Below are 19,168 nucleotides of genomic sequence, written 5' to 3'. Positions count from 1 at the left end.
CCATCCTCATAACCAGGCTCAAAGGTCTCATTGTCCTTTGCAGCAGGTGCATCCAGGTCAAACTTCGCAGGAACCTCGCGAGATACCGGATCAGCCCCCTCAGCCGGGGTCCAAGTAACCTTTACCAAGGCCTCATTTTGGCCTTCAACCTGCTTATCTGCAGGCCAGGTGATCACACCGGTCGTAGCGTCGATCTTCAGGCCCAGCTTCTCAGCAGCGGCAGGATCTACGAACTCGAAAGTTGCACCTTCCGGCATCTTCTCTTCGGCATCAGTATTCGGGTTGTCGAAGGAAGGCTTTACTTCAAGATCCTTTTCCTTGGCAGTCCCCTTGGTCTCGTCGTAGTTAACAACGGTCGGGTCTGCCAAGAAGGAGTCGGCCAAAAGAAGGGTGCCCGTTGGCTTACCCGAAGCATCGGCAGCGAATACCTGAGAAGAGTACACAGTCGGCTTGGAGAGACCGTTCGGAACGGTGAAGTCGCAGGACTCCAGCTCACCGAGCTCGTTAGCGGTAACGGTACAGACTTCACCAGTGGATTCACCGTCGGCAAACCACTCAATAGCGTACTCCTGGTTGGGAACCAAACCAGTGGTCTTCGACTTGGCAGTATCACCAGGAGCTGCAATAGCAGACGCGTTATCGTAGTTGAACACGTCGTGGATCGGGCGCGGAGTCAGCAAGGCGAAGTTCTGGACAGAAATATTCGCTGACGTGTTCGCTTGACCGAGGAACAATTCATTCGAGGGCTGGAACATGTTGTCCTGGTAGTTACCCATCCACAGGTCACGGTTCTCACCAACTACCGGATACAGGTACATATAGTCCGTGTTGATGTGGCGGTGACGCTGGCCAAGTGTGCCGTTCCACTGCATCAGGTTGCCATGCTCTTCTTCCTCAGCAGAGACGAGCTTGCCCCACTCTTCATCAGTGGTCTTGTTTCCCTTGTTGGTGTGGCTGACGCCATACAAGCCAGCGAACGGCAAATAGAAGGACCCATCGTCTTTTACATAGGCAACGCGGGACTCCGCAATGTGGGAGCCTTCGCCGTGCTCAGCCTGGTATTTGTCGACGATTTCCTTTTGTGCGACACGGAACTGCTCACGGGTGTAGTTCTTGTTGGCGTCCTTCCAAGCATCGAACTGACGGGCCACTTCGTCGTTAACATAAGACCCAACTACCTTAACGTCGGTAGCAGCTCGGTCTGAAGAACCCTTGAAATATATCTGCGCTAGGGTGCCACCAGCCTCGTTATTCTCCCACCAAACACTGCCGCGTGCGGTACCAAAAATACCGCCCTCTGGCCACTTCTTATCGGCAGTCGGTGCCTCTGTCCACTCAGCTTCAGGCTTAGCAAGCCAACCGTGAATGTTTGGGCGCTCCTGGAATACGACCTTCGCGCCTACGATGCGGTTAATTCCAGCCGTAAAGTCCCAGCTTTCCCATTTACGGGTCAAACGGTTGTGGAAGCGGCCGCTGTACATGTCGCCACCGGCTGTCAAGGTGTATTTTGCCGGGTCTGGGTTTTCGGCCCAGGTGCGGACCTGGAACTTCGAATCTCCTGCCAGTTTGAATTCAATCGGGTTGCCCAAACCGTCCTTAGGCGCATTAGAAAGGTCGAAGACGAACTTGCCCTCGGAATCCGATGTGGTGTAATAAATTGGCGATACTTGGCCCTTGCCGTTGACGTACTGCAAGAAAACCTTGACACCCGCCATTGCCTCGTCGGCTTTATCCTGGTCACTCAGGTTTGAGTCACGGTCCAAATAGACCGTGCCCTGGTAGCCTTGCTTCTGCATCCAGGTACCATCTGCGCGGATAGCGGTCGCTTCCGAGGTGCCTCGGGTATCCACACTGGGCTTCTGGTCAGGCGTGGTGTCCTGAGCAATAGCGGCCGGCGCAGCATTCGGACTTACGACTGGGTGAACGAAGGGCGCAACCATCGCGACAGAGAGCGCGGCGGCTGCAATCGTCGTACCACGGCGACGAGCGGAACCGTTGAAACTCTTCAAGTTCATGAAGAATCCTTTCATGAGAACAATTAGGGAATGGGTCAACTGCTGCCCTAGGTCAGATTTCGAAGCCTGTTAAGCGTTCCTGAAGGCAGACTGGACTCAAGCTGAGACGTTACCCCCCCCCGCCACTCTCCGCAAGAGCTAATTTCGTCGGCGGTTAACGGCGTCCATGCACGTCACACTGTTTCCGTAGGATGAAATTTGTAAAGTTGCAGGCCACAGCCGGTTCCAATGTTCATGACGTTTACAGGTTTATTTACGTTCGGAATCCAGGTCGCACATTAGGTACCCCCGTCAAGCTCCCAACTGAGGGGTCTTGGCGGGGGTATCAACCTGAGGTTCAACCTAAGAAGTTTTATAGAACGCCGACCGCACTGCTATGGCCAAAAGGTAGGACACCGGCGCAACGGTCACGACGGTGACGAGCAGCTGAATGACTTCGGCGCGGAATTGGAGCGCGGCATCACCGGGAGCGAGGTCGAGGGTGACGAAGGCATCGATTCCGGTAACGAGCACAGCAGCGGCACCGGATTGTGCGCCGGTGAGAATGGTGAAGCGGGTGTATTTGAAGGCGAAAAAGGCTGCCTCCATTGCCAGGGCGGTGAGGAGGATTGTTGGCCACCCCAACTGCTCAAAGCTCCCAACCAACGCACGGCACAAAATAACGGTCATGACATAGCCCACGAAGGCCGCACCCGGCTTGCGGGTGGTCAAGGCCGCGCACAGAGCACCCATAAACTGCAGCACCCCTAAAGCAGAGAGCAAAGTCATCAAGCCTTCCCAGCTGAGACAAACGCCAAGAAAAGACCCGCGCCTCCTCCCCCACCAGCGTGTGGCGGGGTGAAGCGCGGGTCTTCGGTTTCCCTTTGGTGTTCAAGGGCTAAGGACTAGGTCCTAGAACGTGTAGTCCTCCTCCAGCGGAACGGAAGCGCCGGTGAACTCACCGAAGCCATCGTCGCCGTAGATGGAATCACCGTAGGTCGGGATGGAGTACGCAGCATTGCGTGCGGCCTCAGTCGGCTTGACGCTGATGTTGCGGTAGCGGGAGATACCCGTACCGGCCGGGATCAGCTTACCGATGATGACGTTCTCCTTCAGACCAATGAGCTGATCCGAGCGCTTGTTGATGGCGGCGTCGGTAAGCACGCGCGTGGTCTCCTGGAAGGAGGCCGCGGACAGCCAGGACTCCGTAGCCAGGGAGGCCTTGGTGATACCCATGATCTCACTGCGCAGCTGTGCCGGCTGGCCGCCCTCAGCAACCTGAGCGGCGTTAACCTGCTTGGCCTCAGAAAGGTCAATGAGGTTGCCCGGCAGCAGGTCGGTGGTACCAGCGTCGATGACGGTACCGCGACGCAGCATCTGGCGGATGATGATCTCGATGTGCTTGTCGTGGATGGCCACACCCTGTGCACGGTAGACGGCCTGAACCTCGTCGATGAGGTGCTTCTCCACACCGCGGCGGCCGAGGACCTCCAGCACGTCGTGCGGGTCAGCCGCACCACGCATGAGACGGTCACCGGTGGTGACGTGGTCGCCGTCGCGAAGCGAGCGCTCAATCATGGCGTCCGGGTTGGACTCCATCGGGCGGCGGACCTGAGCCAAGCCCTGACGCTTCGACAGCTTCTCGTAGACCACATTGTCAGAGCCATCATCCGGGGTGATGGTCAGCGTCCAGAAGTTGCCCTCATCGGACAGCGACACGGTGCCGTCGACGGAGGCGATAGGAGCACGGTTCTTCGGGTTACGGGCCTCGAAGAGCTCCTGAACACGCGGCAGACCGCCGGTAATATCGCCACCGACACCACCCTGGTGGAAAGTACGCATGGTCAGCTGGGTACCCGGCTCACCAATGGACTGTGCTGCCACGATGCCGACTGCCTCGCCGATATCGACGAGCTTGCCGGAGGCCATGGACTTGCCGTAGCACTTGGCACATACACCGGCCGGGGTCTGGCAGGTCAGCACGGAGCGAACCTTGATCTCCAGAACACCAGCGTTGACGATCGTGCGGCTGAGCTCCTCGGTCAGGTCAGCGCCGGCCTCGGCGATAACCTCACCGTTTTCATCCTTGACGTCATTAGCCACGACGCGGCCGGATGCGGAGGTCTCCCACAGCTCGTGCAGGTCGTAGGAGCCTTCGGCCACCTCGATACCGAGCGGGACGCGCACGCCCTGGCGGGTGCCACAGTCCTCCTCGCGGACGATGACGTCCTGCGCCACGTCCACCAGACGACGGGTGAGGTAGCCGGAGTCAGCGGTACGCAGAGCGGTATCCGCCAGACCCTTACGGGAACCGTGCGAGTTGTTGAAGTACTCCAGAACCGACAGGCCCTCGCGGAAGGAGGTCTTAATCGGACGGGTGATGTAGTCACCCTTGGAGTTCACAACCATGCCCTTCATGCCGGCCAGGGTCCAGATCTGACGCATGTTACCGGCAGCACCGGACTTCACGATCATCGGAATCGGGTTGTCGTCGGGGTACATCTCCTCGACGGCGTTACCAACGGTGTCCGTGGCATCCTTCCACAGCTCCACCAGGCGGTCGTAGCGCTCGCGCTCGGTCAGGGCACCCTGCTCCCAGTACTTGCGCTCAATGCGCTCTGCTTCCTTCTCATAAGACTCGAGAACCTCGGTCTTGTTCGGCAGAACCAGAACGTCGTGCATGGTGATGGTCACGCCGGAACGGGTGGCCCAGTAGAAGCCCGCGTCCTTCATCTTGTCCAGAACCTGGGCAACGGTGATCATCGGGTACTTGGCAGCGAGGTCATTAATGACGTCGCCCAGCAGCATCTTGTTGCCAGCGCCGCCCTTACGGACCATGACGCCCTCGAGGTACGGGTAGTTCCACGGCAGCAGGTCATTGAACATGATGCGGCCCAGGGTGGTCTCAGCGAGCCAAGCCTGGCCCTTCTGCCAACCATCCGGGAACTGCTCTGCCTCAATGTCTGATGGCGGACGCAGGTGAGAGATGCGCACCTTGATCGGGGCCTGCAGGCCCAGGACACCGCGGTCACGAGCCATGATGGCCTCCGCGTAGGAGGAGTACACGCCCTGCTCCGGACGGTCTTCGGTGGCGGGCTGGTAACGACCCTCACCGCCGATCTCGTCCTCGGCCTTGTCCATGGTGAGGTAGTACAGGCCGGTAACCATATCCAGGCGCGGCATAGCCAGCGGCTTACCGGAGGCCGGGGACAGAATGTTGTTGGAAGCCAACATCAGCACACGTGCCTCAGCCTGTGCCTCGGCGGACAGGGGCAGGTGGACTGCCATCTGGTCACCGTCGAAGTCAGCGTTGAAAGCCTCACAAGCCAACGGGTGCAGCTGAATGGCCTTACCCTCGACGAGCTTCGGCTCGAAGGCCTGGATACCCAGGCGGTGCAGGGTAGGTGCGCGGTTCAGCATCACCGGGTGCTCGGAAATGGCCTCTTCGAGGACGTCCCACACCTCGGAGCGCTGGCGCTCCACCATGCGCTTAGCGGACTTGATGTTTTGCGCGTAGTCGTTTTCCACGAGGCGCTTCATGACGAAGGGCTTAAACAGCTCCAGTGCCATGAGCTTCGGCAGACCACACTCGTGCAGCTTGAGCTGCGGACCAACGATAATCACGGAACGGCCGGAGTAGTCCACGCGCTTACCCAGCAGGTTCTGGCGGAAGCGGCCCTGCTTACCCTTGAGCAGGTCAGACAGGGACTTCAGCGGGCGGTTACCCGGGCCGGTGACCGGACGGCCGCGACGGCCGTTGTCGAAGAGCGCGTCAACGGACTCCTGCAGCATGCGCTTCTCGTTGTTCACAATGATCTCGGGAGCACCGAGGTCGATCATGCGCTTGAGGCGGTTGTTGCGGTTGATCACGCGACGGTAGAGGTCGTTGAGGTCGGAGGTAGCGAAGCGGCCACCGTCCAGCTGCACCATCGGGCGCAGCTCCGGCGGGATCACCGGGATAGCATCCAGGACCATACCGGCCGGGTCATTGCCCGAGCGCAGGAAGGCTGCAACAACCTTCAGGCGCTTAAGGGCACGCATCTTCTTCTGGCCCTTGCCGTTGTTAATGATCTCCTTGAGCTCCTCGGCCTCAGCCTCGAGGTCGAAGTTGCGGATCAGGGTCTGGATAGCCTCAGCACCCATGCCGCCGGTGAAGTAATCCTCGTAGCGGTCAACCAGCTCTTCGTAGATGGTCTCATCGATGATCATCTGCTTCGGAGCCAGCTTGATGAAGGTATTCCAGATTTCATCGAGGCGAGCAACCTCGCGCTCACCGCGCTCGCGGATGTGCTGCATCTCCTTGTCGGCAGCGTTCTGGACCTTGCGGCGGGCGTCGGCCTTAGCGCCGACGGCCTCCAGCTCGGCCAGATCCTGCTCGAGCTTGGCAGCGCGCTCAGCGATCTCTGCCTCGACGTCATCCTCCACGTCCTTCTTCTCCAGCAGCATTTCTGCTTCCAGAGTGGACTGGTCATTGTGGCGAGCTTCCTCGTCCACGGAGGTGATGATGTTGGCGGCGAAGTAGATGATGCGCTCAAGGTCCTTCGGAGCCAGGTCCAGCAGGTAGCCCAGGCGGGAAGGAACGCCCTTGAAGTACCAGATGTGGGTAACCGGCGCGGCCAGCTCGATGTGACCCATGCGCTCACGGCGCACCTTGGACTTGGTCACCTCGACGCCACAGCGCTCACAGATGATGCCCTTGTAGCGCACGCGCTTGTACTTACCGCAGGCACACTCCCAGTCACGGGTCGGGCCGAAGATGCGCTCACAGAAGAGGCCGTCCTTCTCCGGCTTGAGGGTGCGGTAATTAATGGTTTCGGGTTTCTTGACCTCGCCCTTGGACCAGCGACGGATGTCCTCTGCGGTGGCCAGCCCGATGCGGAGCTCGTCGAAGAGATTTACGTCAAACACGTAATGTCTCCCTTTCATCCCCCGTCAGGGGGGAAGTTGATGGCTTTGAATGTAGGTGGTGTTTCGTTATGCCCGCCGCTGTTGATAGGCGGCGGACCAAGAAGCTAGGCGATGTCTGCGTCGGAGCGCTCGTCGCGGGACAGGTTAATGCCCAGGGACGGAGCGCCGTCCATGTCGTCATCGTCGGAGCCGGACAGTTCCATCGGGGTGCCGTCGGTGGAGAGAACCTCCACGTTCAGGCAGAGGGACTGCAGCTCCTTGAGGAGGACCTTGAAGGACTCCGGAATACCCGGATCCGGGATGTTGTCACCCTTGACAATGGCCTCGTAGACCTTGACGCGGCCGACCACGTCATCGGACTTGATGGTCAACAGCTCCTGCAGGGTGTAGGCAGCGCCGTATGCCTGCATTGCCCACACCTCCATCTCACCGAAGCGCTGGCCACCGAACTGTGCCTTACCACCCAGCGGCTGCTGGGTAATCATGGAGTACGGACCGGTGGAGCGGGCGTGAATCTTCTCGTCGACGAGGTGGTGCAGCTTGAGCATGTACATGTAACCGACGGAAACCGGGTACAGGTAAGGCTCGCCGGAGCGGCCGTCGAAGAGGCGGGCCTTGCCGTGCTCATCCACCATGACGTCACCATCGCGGTTCGGCTTGGAGGAAGCCAGCAGGCGAGAGATCTCCTCGTTGGTGGCACCGTCGAAGACCGGGGTTGCGGTGAGCGACTCCGGCGGGACGTCGTACAGCTCTTCCGGAAGGGTCTTGAGCAGCTCGGCGTTGGCCGGGTCCTCGGTGTCGATCTTCCAACCGGCGTGTGCCAGCCAGCCGAGGTGAACCTCGAGAACCTGACCGATGTTCATACGACGAGGCACACCGTGGGTGTTGAGGATGATGTCCACCGGGGTGCCATCCTCCATGAACGGCATATCCTCCGGCGGGAGGATCTTGCCCACAACGCCCTTGTTACCGTGGCGGCCGGCGAGCTTATCGCCGTCCTGGATCTTGCGCTTCTGAGCCACGTAGACGCGGATCATCTCGTTGACGCCCGGGGCCAGATCGTCATCATCCTCGCGGGAGAAGCGGGAAACGCCGATGACCTTACCGGTCTCACCGTGCGGCACCTTCATGGAGGTATCGCGAACCTCGCGGGCCTTCTCACCAAAGATGGCGCGCAGCAGGCGCTCCTCCGGAGTCAGCTCGGTCTCACCCTTCGGGGTGACCTTACCAACGAGGATATCGCCCGCGCGGACGTCAGCACCGATGCGGACGATGCCGCGCTCGTCGAGGTCACGCAGAACGTCATCGGAGACGTTCGGAATCTCGCGGGTGATCTCCTCCGGGCCCAGCTTGGTATCGCGAGCATCGATCTCGTGCTCCTCGATGTGGATCGAGGTGAGGATGTCTTCCTCCACGATGCGCTGGTTGAGGATGATGGCGTCCTCGTAGTTGTGGCCTTCCCACGGCATGAAGGCAACCAGCAGGTTGCGGCCGAGGGACATCTCACCGTTGTGGGTACCGGGGCCGTCGGCAAGCACCTGGCCTGCCTCCACACGGTCACCCAGGGAGACCAGCGGAGTCTGGTTGTAGTTGGTGTTCTGGTTGGTGCGCTCGAACTTGCGCAGCATGTAGGTATCACGCTGGCCCTCATCATCCATGATGGTGATGAGGTCAGCGGTGACGTTCTCCACCACGCCCGCCTTCGGGGTGATGATGAGGTCACCGGCATCGTAGGCAGCGCGCTGCTCCATACCGGTGCCCACGTACGGGGCCTCGGAACGCACCAGCGGCACGGCCTGGCGCTGCATGTTCGCGCCCATGAGCGCACGGTTAGCATCGTCGTGCTCGAGGAACGGAATCATGGCGGTTGCCACGGAGACCATCTGGCGCGGGGACACGTCAACGTAGTCCACGCCGGAGGCGTCGGTCACACCGATATCGCCATCCTTGAGGCGGACCTCGATGCGGTCGCCGGTCAGGGTGCCGTCGGCATCCTTCTCAACCTCAGCCTGCGCGATAGCGAAGCGATCCTCTTCATCGGCGGTGAGGTACTCCACCTGGTCGGTGACCTTGCCGTCCACCACCTTGCGGTACGGGGTCTCGATGAAGCCGAAAGCGTTGACGCGGGCGTAGGAAGCCAGCGAACCGATCAGGCCAATGTTCGGGCCTTCCGGGGTCTCAATCGGGCACATGCGGCCGTAGTGCGAAGCGTGAACGTCTCGCACCTCAATGCCGGCGCGCTCACGGGACAGACCGCCCGGGCCCAGCGCGGACAGGCGGCGCTTGTGGGTCAGGCCGGACAGGGAGTTGTTCTGGTCCATGAACTGCGAGAGCTGGGAGGTACCGAAGAACTCGCGGATGGCAGCAGAAACCGGACGGACGTTGATCAGGGAAGTCGGGGTAATCGACTCGGCGTCCTGGGTGGTCATGCGCTCGCGGACGACGCGCTCCATGCGGGACAGGCCCACGCGGACCTGGTTCTGGATGAGCTCGCCGACGGTGCGCAGACGACGGTTACCAAAGTGGTCGATGTCGTCGGTGTGGATGGAGATCATCTCACCGTTCGGGGCCTTCATCTCACGCTCGCCGGCGTGCAGGCGCACGAGGTACTCGAGGGTGACGGCGATGTCTTCCTCGGTCAGGGTCATCAGACCATCGTGGTCTCCGCCCAGGCCGAGCTTGCGGTTGACCTTGTAGCGGCCCACCTTGGCCAGGTCATAGCGCTTGGCGCGGAAGAAGGAGTTATCCAGCAGTGCCTGTGCGAGGTCACGCGTGGGCTGCTCGCCTGGGCGCTGCTTGCGGTAGATCTCCAGCAGAGCCTCATCGGTGTTGGCCACGCCATCGGACTCAAGGGTGGACATCATGAGCTCGGAGAAGCCGAAGCGCTCCTTGATCTGCTCTTCGCTCCACCCCAGGGCCTTGAGCAACACGGTGACCGGCTGGCGGCGCTTGCGGTCGATACGAACGCCGACGGTGTCGCGCTTGTCGACGTCAAACTCCAACCATGCACCGCGGGAAGGAATCACCTTCACGGAGTGCAGCGGGCGCTCGGTGGACTTGTCGATGGTCTGGTCGAAGTAGACACCCGGGGAACGCACGAGCTGCGAAACGATAACGCGCTCGGTGCCGTTGACGATGAAGGTGCCCTTATCGGTCATCATCGGGAAATCGCCGATGAAGACGGTCTGGGACTTAATCTCCTGGGTGTCGTTATTGATGAATTCTGCGGTGACATACAGTGGCGCCGAGTAGTTGATGTCCTTCTCTTTGCACTCGTCCACGGTGTTCTTCACCGGCTCGAAGCGAGGCTCCGACAGGGACAGGGACATGTTGCCCGAGTAATCCTGGATCGGAGAAAGCTCCTCGAGGATATCCTCAAGGCCGCTCGTCACGCGTGCGTCTTCGCCGCGCTCTGCCTGCTCGCGCTCGCGCCACTCGGGGGTGCCGATGAGCCACGCGTAAGAATCGAGTTGTAGATCGAGGAGGCCCGGGACAGCGATAGGCTCGCTGATTTTAGCGAAGGAGTATCGCTTCGGGGCTCCAGGGATGTTGGCCACTGACTTGGTCTGGCGGGAGACTGCCAAGATGGGTCCTTCCAGTACCTCTGGCGGATTGCGGCCCCACCCTGGCCGGTGAGGTGCAAAACCGCTGGTAGATTTAGCATTCGGTCTGCTGTGGAATGACTGGGTTTAGAATGCACAAAATCACCTTGTCAAGTCGGTTTTACCATCACCGCTCGAAAGGCTAAATGTGCACTAAAGATCCAGATTCCAGCGCAACGAAATAGCCTATAGCATAATGGCAGCCTTGTAAAGGCGAAACGTGCCGTCGGCGTGTCGCTGCGGAGATTCGCACGCGCGGCTAGCGAGAGTGACGGCTGGCGGGACGGCGGAAAGCGCCCAGCGCTCCGAGCAGCACCAGAAGGGCGCCGATGCCGACGCCACCCCAGCGCACCCACTGCCCCACAGCACTCCGCGGGAAGCGCTCTGCTTGCTGGAGCAGCTCCGCGCGGGATTCCTCATCAGTGGCACCGTTGAAGGCGAACTGCACCTCGCGCTCGTTGCCCTCGCGGTCGGCCCAGTAGTCCTTGATATCGACGTCCATGCCCACGACGAGTCCGGTGGCTTGGTCTACAAAGAGGTCCCGGGTTGCGGCGTGGAAGAGGTAGCCCTGCTCGGTGGAGCCATCTTCATTGCTCAGCGTGGTAGTCGTGTTCCCGGCATAAAGGGTAGCCACGTTGGTGGGTTCAATCTCCTGGTGGTAGCGGTAGACCGTGCGACCATCGATGTCGAGGGATTCCTCGAAGACGGCGTCGGCAGCCTTGCGCAGGACCGGGTCAAAGACCGGGTAGGTGGTCTGCTCGGCATCAGCAGGCAGCTTCAGCCAGTAGCCCTCGATTGGGACCTCCGCCGTGGGCGAGCCCATGGTGTGGGAGAGCGCCGCCGGGCCCGTGGCCTCACCGCTGAGGCGGTCGACGGGATAATTCCACACGCGCGCAAAGCTTAAGTCCTCCACATTGCCGGTGCCGCCACGGATGGCTGACTCCCCCACCCGCAGCGTCGCCGTGTCCTTGTCCGCCGGGTCCTGGATGTCCAGGTTGAGCTGATAGGTCATCGGCTCCTCGTATTGCGTAACACCCTCTGCGGACAGTGCCTGCCCAGTGGCATTCTCATCCTGCATCGTCCACGTAGTGTCCTTGATATCCAGCGGCAGGCGCGGGCTAAAGCTCAAGAAGCTCGAAGCCGCTAGGCCAGCTGCGATCAGCGCAACGCCAAGGCCGAGCAGGAGGACGGAGAAGATGCGGGACTTGGGCAGCATGGTGGCTTATCCTACCGACTCGTTTGTTCAAAACACATTTCCCTGGAGGGTGCGTTTCAGATTTATGGGGCGCTGCGGGGCGACCCTTACCTCGCATTGAGCGCAAGTTATCTGTTTCTATGAGTGAGAGTCGGCTTCTTCTTTGTGATTCCACGGGACGATGGCGCTGACATCCGTAGTCTGGCGAGCTTTCCACAGATCGTATTCCTCTTGAAGCCCGAGCCAGAACTCCGCGGAATTCCCAAAGTAGGCCGACAAACGCAAAGCCATATCGGCACTGATACCGAGCGCACCGCGAGTGATTTTGGAAACTTGGGAACGAGTAGTGCCAATGTCGTTGGCCAGGCGATACTGGGTGATACCGCAGGGTTTGAGGAATTCTAGGAGAAGGACTTCTCCAGGATGCGGAACGGGAACAACATCAACATGAGTATGCGCGTCAGTGGTAGTCGATAAAGTCAACGTCAACAGCTCCTTCGGGTGTCCACTTGAATATGATGCGCCACTGCGAGTTGACGCGAATTGAGTAGTAACCACCAAGGTCACCCTTGAGCCGCTCCAACCGGTTTGCTGGTGGAATCCGAAGGTCCGTGACATTTACAGACCGCCCAATCATAAGTAACTTGCGGCGCACTACCGAGCGCAATTCCGATGGAATATATCGCGGCGGCACACCATCCTGATGGAACCGCTCGAGACTTCTACGCCGAAATTGCACACTCCAATAGTGTCTCTTTTTGACCCTAGTGTCAAGACTTGACACGAAATGTTTAGAATCCGCCGGGCCATCGGGGTTCCGGCAAAACGGGAACAACCCCGCACCGCAGGAAAGCGGAACGGGGTTGTTGGCGCGCAGCGAGTGTGCTGCGCAGGAAAGCTGAGTAATTCAGGTGAATTACTTGAGCTCGACGGAAGCGCCAGCCTCTTCGAGCTTAGCCTTAGCAGCGTCAGCGTCGTCCTTGGAAGCACCCTCGAGGATAGCCTTCGGAGCACCCTCAACGAGCTCCTTAGCTTCCTTCAGGCCCAGGCCGGAGACGATCTCACGGACAGCCTTAATAACGCCGATCTTCTTAGCGCCAGCGTCGGTCAGAACGACGTCGAACTCGGTCTTCTCTTCCTCAGCGGCACCGCCGGCAGCCGGGGCACCAGCAGCAACAGCAGCAACCGGAGCGGCGGCCTCAACGTCGAAGACCTCCTCGAACTCCTTAACGAACTCGGAGAGCTCGATGAGGGTCATTTCCTTGAAAGCTTCAATGAGCTCGTCCTTGGTGAGCTTAGCCATGATTGGCATCCTTTCTCATTGTTCCTGGCCGCGCTAGGCAGCCAGATAAGTGTGTGTGTTTAAGTTGTGCGCCTGTAAGTGGCGTCTTAAGCTTCCGCAGCCTTCTTGTCCTGCAGGGCCGCAGCGGTGCGGACCATCTTGGTTGCAGGAGCGTTGAATACGGCGGCAGCCTTTGCCATAGAACCCTTCATGGCGCCAGCCAGCTTTGCGAGGGTGGTCTCGCGGTTGTCCAGCTTGGCGATGGCCTCAACCTGGTCGGCAGACAGAGCGTTGCCGTCCATGTAGCCACCCTTGATAACGAGTGCCTTGTTGTCATCAGCGAACTTGGTGATGACCTTCGCAGCATCCACTGCCTCGCCCTTGATGAACGCAATAGCGGTCGGGCCAGTCAGGTGCTCGTCAAGACCCTCGATGCCAGCTTCGTTGGCAGCGATCTTGAAAAGGGTGTTCTTGGCGACGGAGTACTCAACGTCAAAACCGAGGTTGGTACGCAGCTCCTGGAGCTGACCCACGGTCAGGCCACGGTACTCGGTCAGCACGATGGAGTTTGCACCCTCGAGCTTCTCCTTCAGTGCCGCCAGGTCTGCGGTGTTCTTCGGGTTTGCCATTTTCTACTTCGCCTCCTTTCGAAACATCTCTTGTGTTTTCCGCCGGGGCCTTCCCTACTCCGCTTGCCCGATGGACAACCGAAATAACAAAAGCCCCGTGCAAGAGCACAGGGCGCGCGCGGAAATCCGCGCTCATTCGCAAAGTGTCTCCTGCGTGGGCCGCCCTCTAGGATGAGGAACCTTCGATCCGGGTATCCGGATGACCGACGGTCTTCGGTGAACTTTGACTCGGCCTCAGCGGGCCGTTCAAACTTCGCTAGGTACTTTACAACCCGACCTGCCACAACTCCAAATCGCTCCGCTACGAGTTTCCTACTCGAGCTCGTGTATGAGCATGTCTAGTCACCGAGCACCCCACGCGGAACGATAACCGGAGAGTCACCTCGCGGGTCATCCCAGATTTCCACATCGATGCCATAAGCGGCTGCCAGCACGTCTTTCCGCAACGCTTGGCGGGGAGTTCCCTGCGCGATGACCTCGCCATTGTTCATGACCACCATGGTGTCGGAGTACTGACCGGCCAACATGAGATCGTGCAACACGACGACGACTGTTTTCCCCGAGTCGGCTTGTTTGCGCACGAGCTCTAAAACGCTAATGGCGTGGGCTGGGTCGAGGAAGGTGGTGGGTTCGTCGAGAAGCAGCACCGGCGTGTCCTGCGCCAAAGCAAGCGCCAGCCACACGCGCTGGCGTTGGCCGCCCGAGAGCGCCGCGATGTCACGGTCGATAAAGTCCGTAATGCCCGTCTCCACGCAGGCCTGCGCGATGATGTCGCGGTCTTTCGCGGACAGTCCCCGCCCGCGGCCCAGGTGCGGGTAGCGGCCGCGCGCTACGAGCTCGCCCACACGCAGCCCGTCCGGTGCCATCGGCTGCTGCGGAAGAAGCGCCACGTGGGCAGCTGCTTCTTTCGGGCTCATAGCGTGCACGTCTAGCTCGCCGATGTGCACGCTCCCCTGTCGCGGGCGAAGAATCTTAGACAAGGTCTTCAACAGCGTGGACTTGCCGCAACCATTCGGTCCAATAAGCGTGGTGATTTCACCCGGGCGGGCCACCAAGTCAACGCCGGACAGGATGTCTTCCCCGTCCTTATAACCGGCATGAATACCGGTAGCTGTAATTTCTCTGTCTTTCACAAGTTTTTTATCCTCTCCGCCGTGCGGCATTCCACACCAAGATGACCAGGGCACAACCTCCGATGATGGAGGAGACAGCACCCACTGGAGCGTCTATCGGCAGCATTCCAGCAATGACAGCGCACGCGCTCAACAAGGCGGCGCCGGCAGCGCAGGAGACTAGGGGCACCGGCGTGGGCGTTCGGGCAACAATGCGCCCCACATGCGGGGCCAGGAGCGCGATGAAACCAATGGGGCCGGCCACGGATACGGTCACCGCGCAGATGCCCGTAGCTGCGACCAGCAGCAGCGCCCGTGTTCGCGTGATGTTAACCCCGAGGGAAAGGGCCGAGAGATCATCATGCGCAAGAAGCGGCAACTCCCGAGCACACCACAGGCCAAGCACCACAAAAGGAGTCAACCCCACGAGCAAAGGAAGAATGACTTCCATCCGCACGAAGCCCGTGGTTCCCGCCAGCCACAGCTGGGATTGCGCCGCGCGAAGGAGCTCGGCTGCGCGCAAGAGATACGCCACCAGCGCTTGAAACAGCAGGGAGAGCGCGATTCCGACGATGACGATGCGGTTGCTCGTGCCGATTCCCCCAAGTGCCACCAGCAGGATGGCTGCTAGCACGGCACCCAACAGCGCGAGTCCGGCCCTCCACCAGAACATGGAGAGCCCGTCGGCAAGCAGCGGCCGGGAGACTACCGTTCCGAGAACCACCATGACGGACGCGCCACCAGTCACGCCAAGAATGTCAGGCGAGGCCAGCGGATTGCGTGACATTGACTGCGTCCACGATCCCGCCAGCCCGAGCGCGGCACCCACGATGAGGGTCGCTAGAGCTACCGGCATGCGAAGGTCCCAGACAACGCGGATTTCGCTTCGGCTTCCGCCGCCGTTGAGAATCTCCAGGACCCGCCCCGGGCTCAAGGCCACAGGCCCCTGACCCAAAAGGAGGACATAGGAGCTTGCTGCGACCAGAACAAAGAAGCAGGTCGCTGCCCATATCCATGTCCGGCGCTGCCGCTCTTGGGAACGCAGTTGCTTGGCGACGTCCCCCTTCTGCAACCCACTCATAGCTTGTGCTCCCCACGGTGTACGGCCCAGATGAGAAATGGTGCGCCCACAAAGGCCAAGACGATGGACATCTCCAGCTCAGAGGGCCCCGCGATGAGGCGGCCGAGAATATCCGCAGCGAGTACGGAGCAACCACCGAGCAATGCGGCCGGTGCAATCATCGCGGTAACTTCTGGCCCCGTGAACCGGCGCAGCAGATGGGGGATGGCGAATCCGACGAAAGCAATGGGCCCCGTCGCCGCGGTAGCGCATCCTGCTAGGACAACGATGCTCAAGGCAGCGCCGCGCCGCGCCAGCGTGGGAGAGCCGCCTAGGGCAACCGAGGATTCCTCCCCCATTGCCAGAAGATCGAGCGGGCGCGCCACACGTGCGGCGATAATAAACCCGATGAACAATCCGGCACCTGCGATGGCGACATCCTCTGGGCCGCGCCCAAACGTGGAGCCAATGGTCCACCGGCGCATGCTGTCGAGGACATCCGTGGAGTACAGGCCGATCAGCATGGCGCCAGAGCTCAAGGCAGCAGCAACTCCCGCGCCGACTAGGACCAGCGTCAGGGGATCCTGAAACCGCCGGGATACACCCAGTACTAATGCTGTGGCCAGGCCGGCGCCTACGAGGGCCAGCGCGGTCCGCATCCCGGTTGAGGTGGCGACACCTAACGCCGTCCCGAGGGCAACCAGGAACGAAGCTCCCGCGGTAATACCGATGAAGCCCGGATCGGCCAGGGGATTTCTAGTCCAAGACTGGGCGATTACACCCGATACCGCGATTGCGGCACCCGCGAAGTAGGCCACGAACGTGCGGGGGATACGCAAATCCCACACGATGTTCTCGATATCTGCTTCGCCTCCGCGGAGGAGCGCAGACAACAGATCCGGCAGCGGAATAGCCCTCGAGCCCACCGCCAATGAGCACAGCAAAAGGAGGAGGGTCGACACAACTAGGGCCGTGGTGAGCAGTGCGCGGCTTCTCCCCCGCGAATCCAATGCGGCTGCCTCACCGCCGTGGCGCGCACCCGCAGAACCGTGGATAGCCTCAGCCTTCCTCGGTAATGCGAGCACTTAAAGCTTCTCTTCGAACTTGTCGACGGCCCACGGAATAGTCAGCGGATTTGGCATGCTCATCGCATTGCCGGTGTCCGTGTCCAGGTAGCGAACACGGCCATCCTTGACCACGTCGAGGCCCTGGAACGTGGAATCCTTCTTGAGTTCATCGGCCGCGCCGTTGTAATCCAAGACGAACAGGTAGTCCACGTTGTTGAGCTGGGAGTAGTTTTCCGGGGCATAGTCCACGAAGAAGCTGGAACCATCACCCTGCAGTTCCTTCGGAATGTCAAAGCCGAGGTTCTCAATGAACTGGCCGCGGCCGTCTTCTGCTGTGTAGAGGCCCAGCTTCCCCTCATAGGGCATGACGATGGCTGCGCGCTTGCCCTGCAGCTCCGGGTGGGAGTCCTTGAACTGCTTAAAGGCGTCCTCTGCTTGGTCAATGAGCTTCTCCCCCTCCTCTTCCTTATCCACGGCAGAGGCGATGGTCTTGACTTGTTCCTCCCAGGGAATCTGCCAGTCTTCGAAACCTTCGGGCTTCACGGTCAGCGGGGCGATATCCTCGAGGGATTTCTTCGCCTCCTGATCCACAGCTTGGTTCACGGCGATGATCTGCGTGGGATCCGAGGCCGTGACCTGTTCAAGAACCTCTGCCGTGAAACCGGAAGCGGTGTTATAAATCACCTCGGGCTGGGCGTCACCCAAAAGTTCCTTCGCCCATGGGCCAACGCCGGAGGGATCACCATCCCCTTTCGCACCCCAGGGGGCCACAGCAACCGGAGTGATTCCGAGTGCCAGCACGGTATCGGCATCACCGAGCCCCAGGCTGGCAACGCGCACCTCCTCAGCACTGTCCGCACCCGCGCTGTCCTCGCCACTTCCGCGCGAGCACCCCGCTAAAGCAATCGCTGCCGCTGAGACAATAGCGAGCACTGCTTTCGCGCGCCGGTTGATAGCAACCATGGAATGAACCTTTCCTTCACAGGGAAGCGGCACGCACATTAACGCGCCCCCTAACTTATTTGAGGCTAGCCTAACCTGCGCGTTATGATGGTTTCAAATTTGGCCTCTACCTAGGATCAATTCCCTTGACGCATCACCGCCTACTTCCCGTAACCCTCACCGGGAACACCCGCCTCAAGCCGCGACTGCACCGTTTAACTTTTCACTCGCCGGCCTTTAGTGACTACCCCTTAGCCGGACCTGACGAGTATTTTGGGCTCCTCATGCCCCAAGACGAGCAGGATTTTTCGCCCTTCCCGGTCGACGATGCCAATGTTCGCGCCGCCGTCACCCGATTGCCCGACGACATTCGCCCAGCATTGCGCTGGTACACCATTCGCAAGCTCAACCAAGAAGCGTGCACCATCGATGTCGACGTGGTGACCCATGGCGATAATGGCCCGGGTTCACACTGGATCCTCAATGCCCAACCCGGGGATACCGCCGGAATATATACCGGGCAAGCACTGTGGCAGGCCCCTAGGAAGTCACAACTGTTACTCGCGGATGCCTCTGCTCTACCGGCACTGTGGCACATCCTCGAGCACTACGAAGCCTTCTCACCGGAAATCTTGGATGCAGTCGACGTCGTTGCCATGATCACAGACGACGATGAAGTTGAAGACGGCTTGGAGGAGACGTGGCGCGGCAAGGTCCGCTCACTCACCATGGTCCTGGCTCCACACGACGAACACTGCACACGCGCCAGACAACTTCTCGGCTCCCGCTTCACCCCCGATACCGCACCAGATTCGGTATGGGTTGCCGGTGAAGGGGATCTCGCAAAAGCTGTGCGCTCATTAGCCGTGCATGACTGGGGCGTTCCGCGCGAAGAGGTCATCTGGTCCGTGTACTGGATGAAAGGGAGGCCGCGGCCTTAGAGCAGTCTTCGCCTCTAGAGCCTGCCGCCTGGGGCACAGGGACCAAAGCAATGGCACCTTATGCAAAGGAGCGCATGCATTCACCTGGGCTTATCTCGATTCAGCGCTGCATATGGTGTCTTTAGTCTGGTCCCCCTTCCCCTCCTCCAGTCACGTGCCTCAGGTGCGCTGGGGGTTAAAGCCACCTGGGGCTAAAGTCTCCGCACACAGTACAACGCGGGTCCCAGTAAAATCTGGGACCCGCGTTGTAAGGGGTCTTGTCTATCAGGCGGTTTCTCACGCCGCCCGCCCTGCAAGACTCAGGGTGTTCTCTCTATCTCTCATGCGCCTCTCTCAAACGCACAAGATTATTATGCGGCATGTTCCTTGTAATCCCATACCACCAACCTGCCAATTGCCTGTTAGTGAGAAAAGTGCCGTTACCCTACACAAATCC

Annotated in this window: 14 protein-coding genes; 1 reads left to right on the top strand and 13 read right to left on the bottom strand. The window is 60.1% G+C overall.

Going from position 1 to position 19,168, the window contains the following annotated elements; genetic code table 11:
• From HMPREF2996_RS11160 to HMPREF2996_RS11105, 13 genes are all read right to left on the bottom strand, one after another.
• Positions 1-2,015: hypothetical protein (locus HMPREF2996_RS11160; RefSeq protein ID WP_210398931.1), on the bottom strand; the 2,015-nt coding region annotated here is incomplete at its 3' end.
• A 342-nt stretch (positions 2,016-2,357) separates the two neighbouring features.
• A complete protein-coding gene (locus HMPREF2996_RS11155; protein WP_246823035.1) occupies positions 2,358-2,783 on the bottom strand; it encodes an ECF transporter S component in 426 nt (141 codons plus the stop codon).
• Positions 2,784-2,906: 123 nt separating this feature from the next.
• Positions 2,907-6,902 carry a DNA-directed RNA polymerase subunit beta' gene (locus HMPREF2996_RS11150; RefSeq protein WP_070731385.1) on the bottom strand — a complete coding sequence of 1,332 codons (3,996 nt, stop codon included), beginning with the start codon at positions 6,900-6,902 and terminating at the stop codon, positions 2,907-2,909.
• Between the two features lie 104 nt (positions 6,903-7,006).
• Entirely contained in the window at positions 7,007-10,486 is a 3,480-nt protein-coding gene (locus HMPREF2996_RS11145) for a DNA-directed RNA polymerase subunit beta (RefSeq protein ID WP_070448029.1), read from the bottom strand.
• Between the two features lie 277 nt (positions 10,487-10,763).
• The gene (locus HMPREF2996_RS11140) at positions 10,764-11,720 is read right to left on the bottom strand and encodes a cell envelope lipid trafficking protein PgfA (RefSeq protein ID WP_070644692.1); all 957 of its coding nucleotides are present in this window, start codon (positions 11,718-11,720) and stop codon (positions 10,764-10,766) included.
• A gap of 117 nt (positions 11,721-11,837) precedes the next feature.
• On the bottom strand, positions 11,838-12,182 hold the full coding sequence (locus HMPREF2996_RS11135) for a HigA family addiction module antitoxin (RefSeq protein WP_186312136.1): 345 nt from the start codon (positions 12,180-12,182) through the stop codon (positions 11,838-11,840).
• Positions 12,160-12,393 carry a type II toxin-antitoxin system RelE/ParE family toxin gene (locus HMPREF2996_RS13035; protein ID WP_246815784.1) on the bottom strand — a complete coding sequence of 78 codons (234 nt, stop codon included), beginning with the start codon at positions 12,391-12,393 and terminating at the stop codon, positions 12,160-12,162. The genes HMPREF2996_RS11135 and HMPREF2996_RS13035 overlap by 23 nt, the downstream gene beginning before the upstream one ends.
• A 222-nt stretch (positions 12,394-12,615) precedes the next feature.
• On the bottom strand, positions 12,616-13,002 hold the full coding sequence (rplL, locus tag HMPREF2996_RS11130; RefSeq protein ID WP_046647762.1) for a 50S ribosomal protein L7/L12: 387 nt from the start codon (positions 13,000-13,002) through the stop codon (positions 12,616-12,618).
• 86 nt (positions 13,003-13,088) lie between these two features.
• Positions 13,089-13,610, bottom strand: a complete 522-nt coding sequence (gene rplJ, locus HMPREF2996_RS11125; protein WP_070644693.1) for a 50S ribosomal protein L10 — start codon at positions 13,608-13,610, stop codon at positions 13,089-13,091.
• A gap of 338 nt (positions 13,611-13,948) precedes the next feature.
• Complete coding sequence (locus HMPREF2996_RS11120; protein ID WP_070731383.1) at positions 13,949-14,773, bottom strand: ABC transporter ATP-binding protein; 825 nt, start codon at positions 14,771-14,773, stop codon at positions 13,949-13,951.
• Positions 14,751-15,803: a FecCD family ABC transporter permease gene (locus tag HMPREF2996_RS11115; protein WP_070731381.1), complete on the bottom strand. Its 1,053-nt coding sequence runs from the start codon at positions 15,801-15,803 to the stop codon at positions 14,751-14,753. The genes HMPREF2996_RS11120 and HMPREF2996_RS11115 overlap by 23 nt, the downstream gene beginning before the upstream one ends.
• On the bottom strand, positions 15,800-16,867 hold the full coding sequence (locus tag HMPREF2996_RS11110) for a FecCD family ABC transporter permease (RefSeq protein WP_083313812.1): 1,068 nt from the start codon (positions 16,865-16,867) through the stop codon (positions 15,800-15,802). The genes HMPREF2996_RS11115 and HMPREF2996_RS11110 overlap by 4 nt, the downstream gene beginning before the upstream one ends.
• Positions 16,868-17,812 (bottom strand): ABC transporter substrate-binding protein, encoded by a 945-nt coding sequence (locus HMPREF2996_RS11105; RefSeq protein ID WP_070731379.1) that lies wholly within the window; start codon positions 17,810-17,812, stop codon positions 16,868-16,870.
• A gap of 125 nt (positions 17,813-17,937) precedes the next feature.
• Here HMPREF2996_RS11105 and HMPREF2996_RS11100 point away from each other — a divergent pair, with 125 nt between their 5' ends.
• Positions 17,938-18,732, top strand: a complete 795-nt coding sequence (locus HMPREF2996_RS11100) for a siderophore-interacting protein (RefSeq protein ID WP_070448018.1) — start codon at positions 17,938-17,940, stop codon at positions 18,730-18,732.
• Positions 18,733-19,168 lie beyond the last annotated feature (436 nt).

Source organism: Corynebacterium sp. HMSC066C02, from assembly GCF_001814945.1.
GTDB lineage: Bacteria > Actinomycetota > Actinomycetes > Mycobacteriales > Mycobacteriaceae > Corynebacterium > Corynebacterium aurimucosum.
Note: the sequence above shows the minus strand (reverse complement) of the source record. Positions and strands in the feature narration are given on the sequence as shown.

Bases quoted from the DNA above. Each gene is read 5' to 3' on its own strand.
- HMPREF2996_RS11155 (WP_246823035.1), bottom strand. From the start codon at position 2,783: ATGACTTTGCTCTCTGCTTTAGGGGTGCTGCAGTTTATGGGTGCTCTG.
- HMPREF2996_RS11140 (WP_070644692.1), bottom strand. From the start codon at position 11,720: ATGCTGCCCAAGTCCCGCATCTTCTCCGTCCTCCTGCTCGGCCTTGGC.
- rplL (WP_046647762.1), bottom strand. From the start codon at position 13,002: ATGGCTAAGCTCACCAAGGACGAGCTCATTGAAGCTTTCAAGGAAATG.
- rplJ (WP_070644693.1), bottom strand. From the start codon at position 13,610: ATGGCAAACCCGAAGAACACCGCAGACCTGGCGGCACTGAAGGAGAAG.
- HMPREF2996_RS11120 (WP_070731383.1), bottom strand. From the start codon at position 14,773: ATGCCGCACGGCGGAGAGGATAAAAAACTTGTGAAAGACAGAGAAATT.
- HMPREF2996_RS11115 (WP_070731381.1), bottom strand. From the start codon at position 15,803: ATGAGTGGGTTGCAGAAGGGGGACGTCGCCAAGCAACTGCGTTCCCAA.
- HMPREF2996_RS11105 (WP_070731379.1), bottom strand. From the start codon at position 17,812: ATGGTTGCTATCAACCGGCGCGCGAAAGCAGTGCTCGCTATTGTCTCA.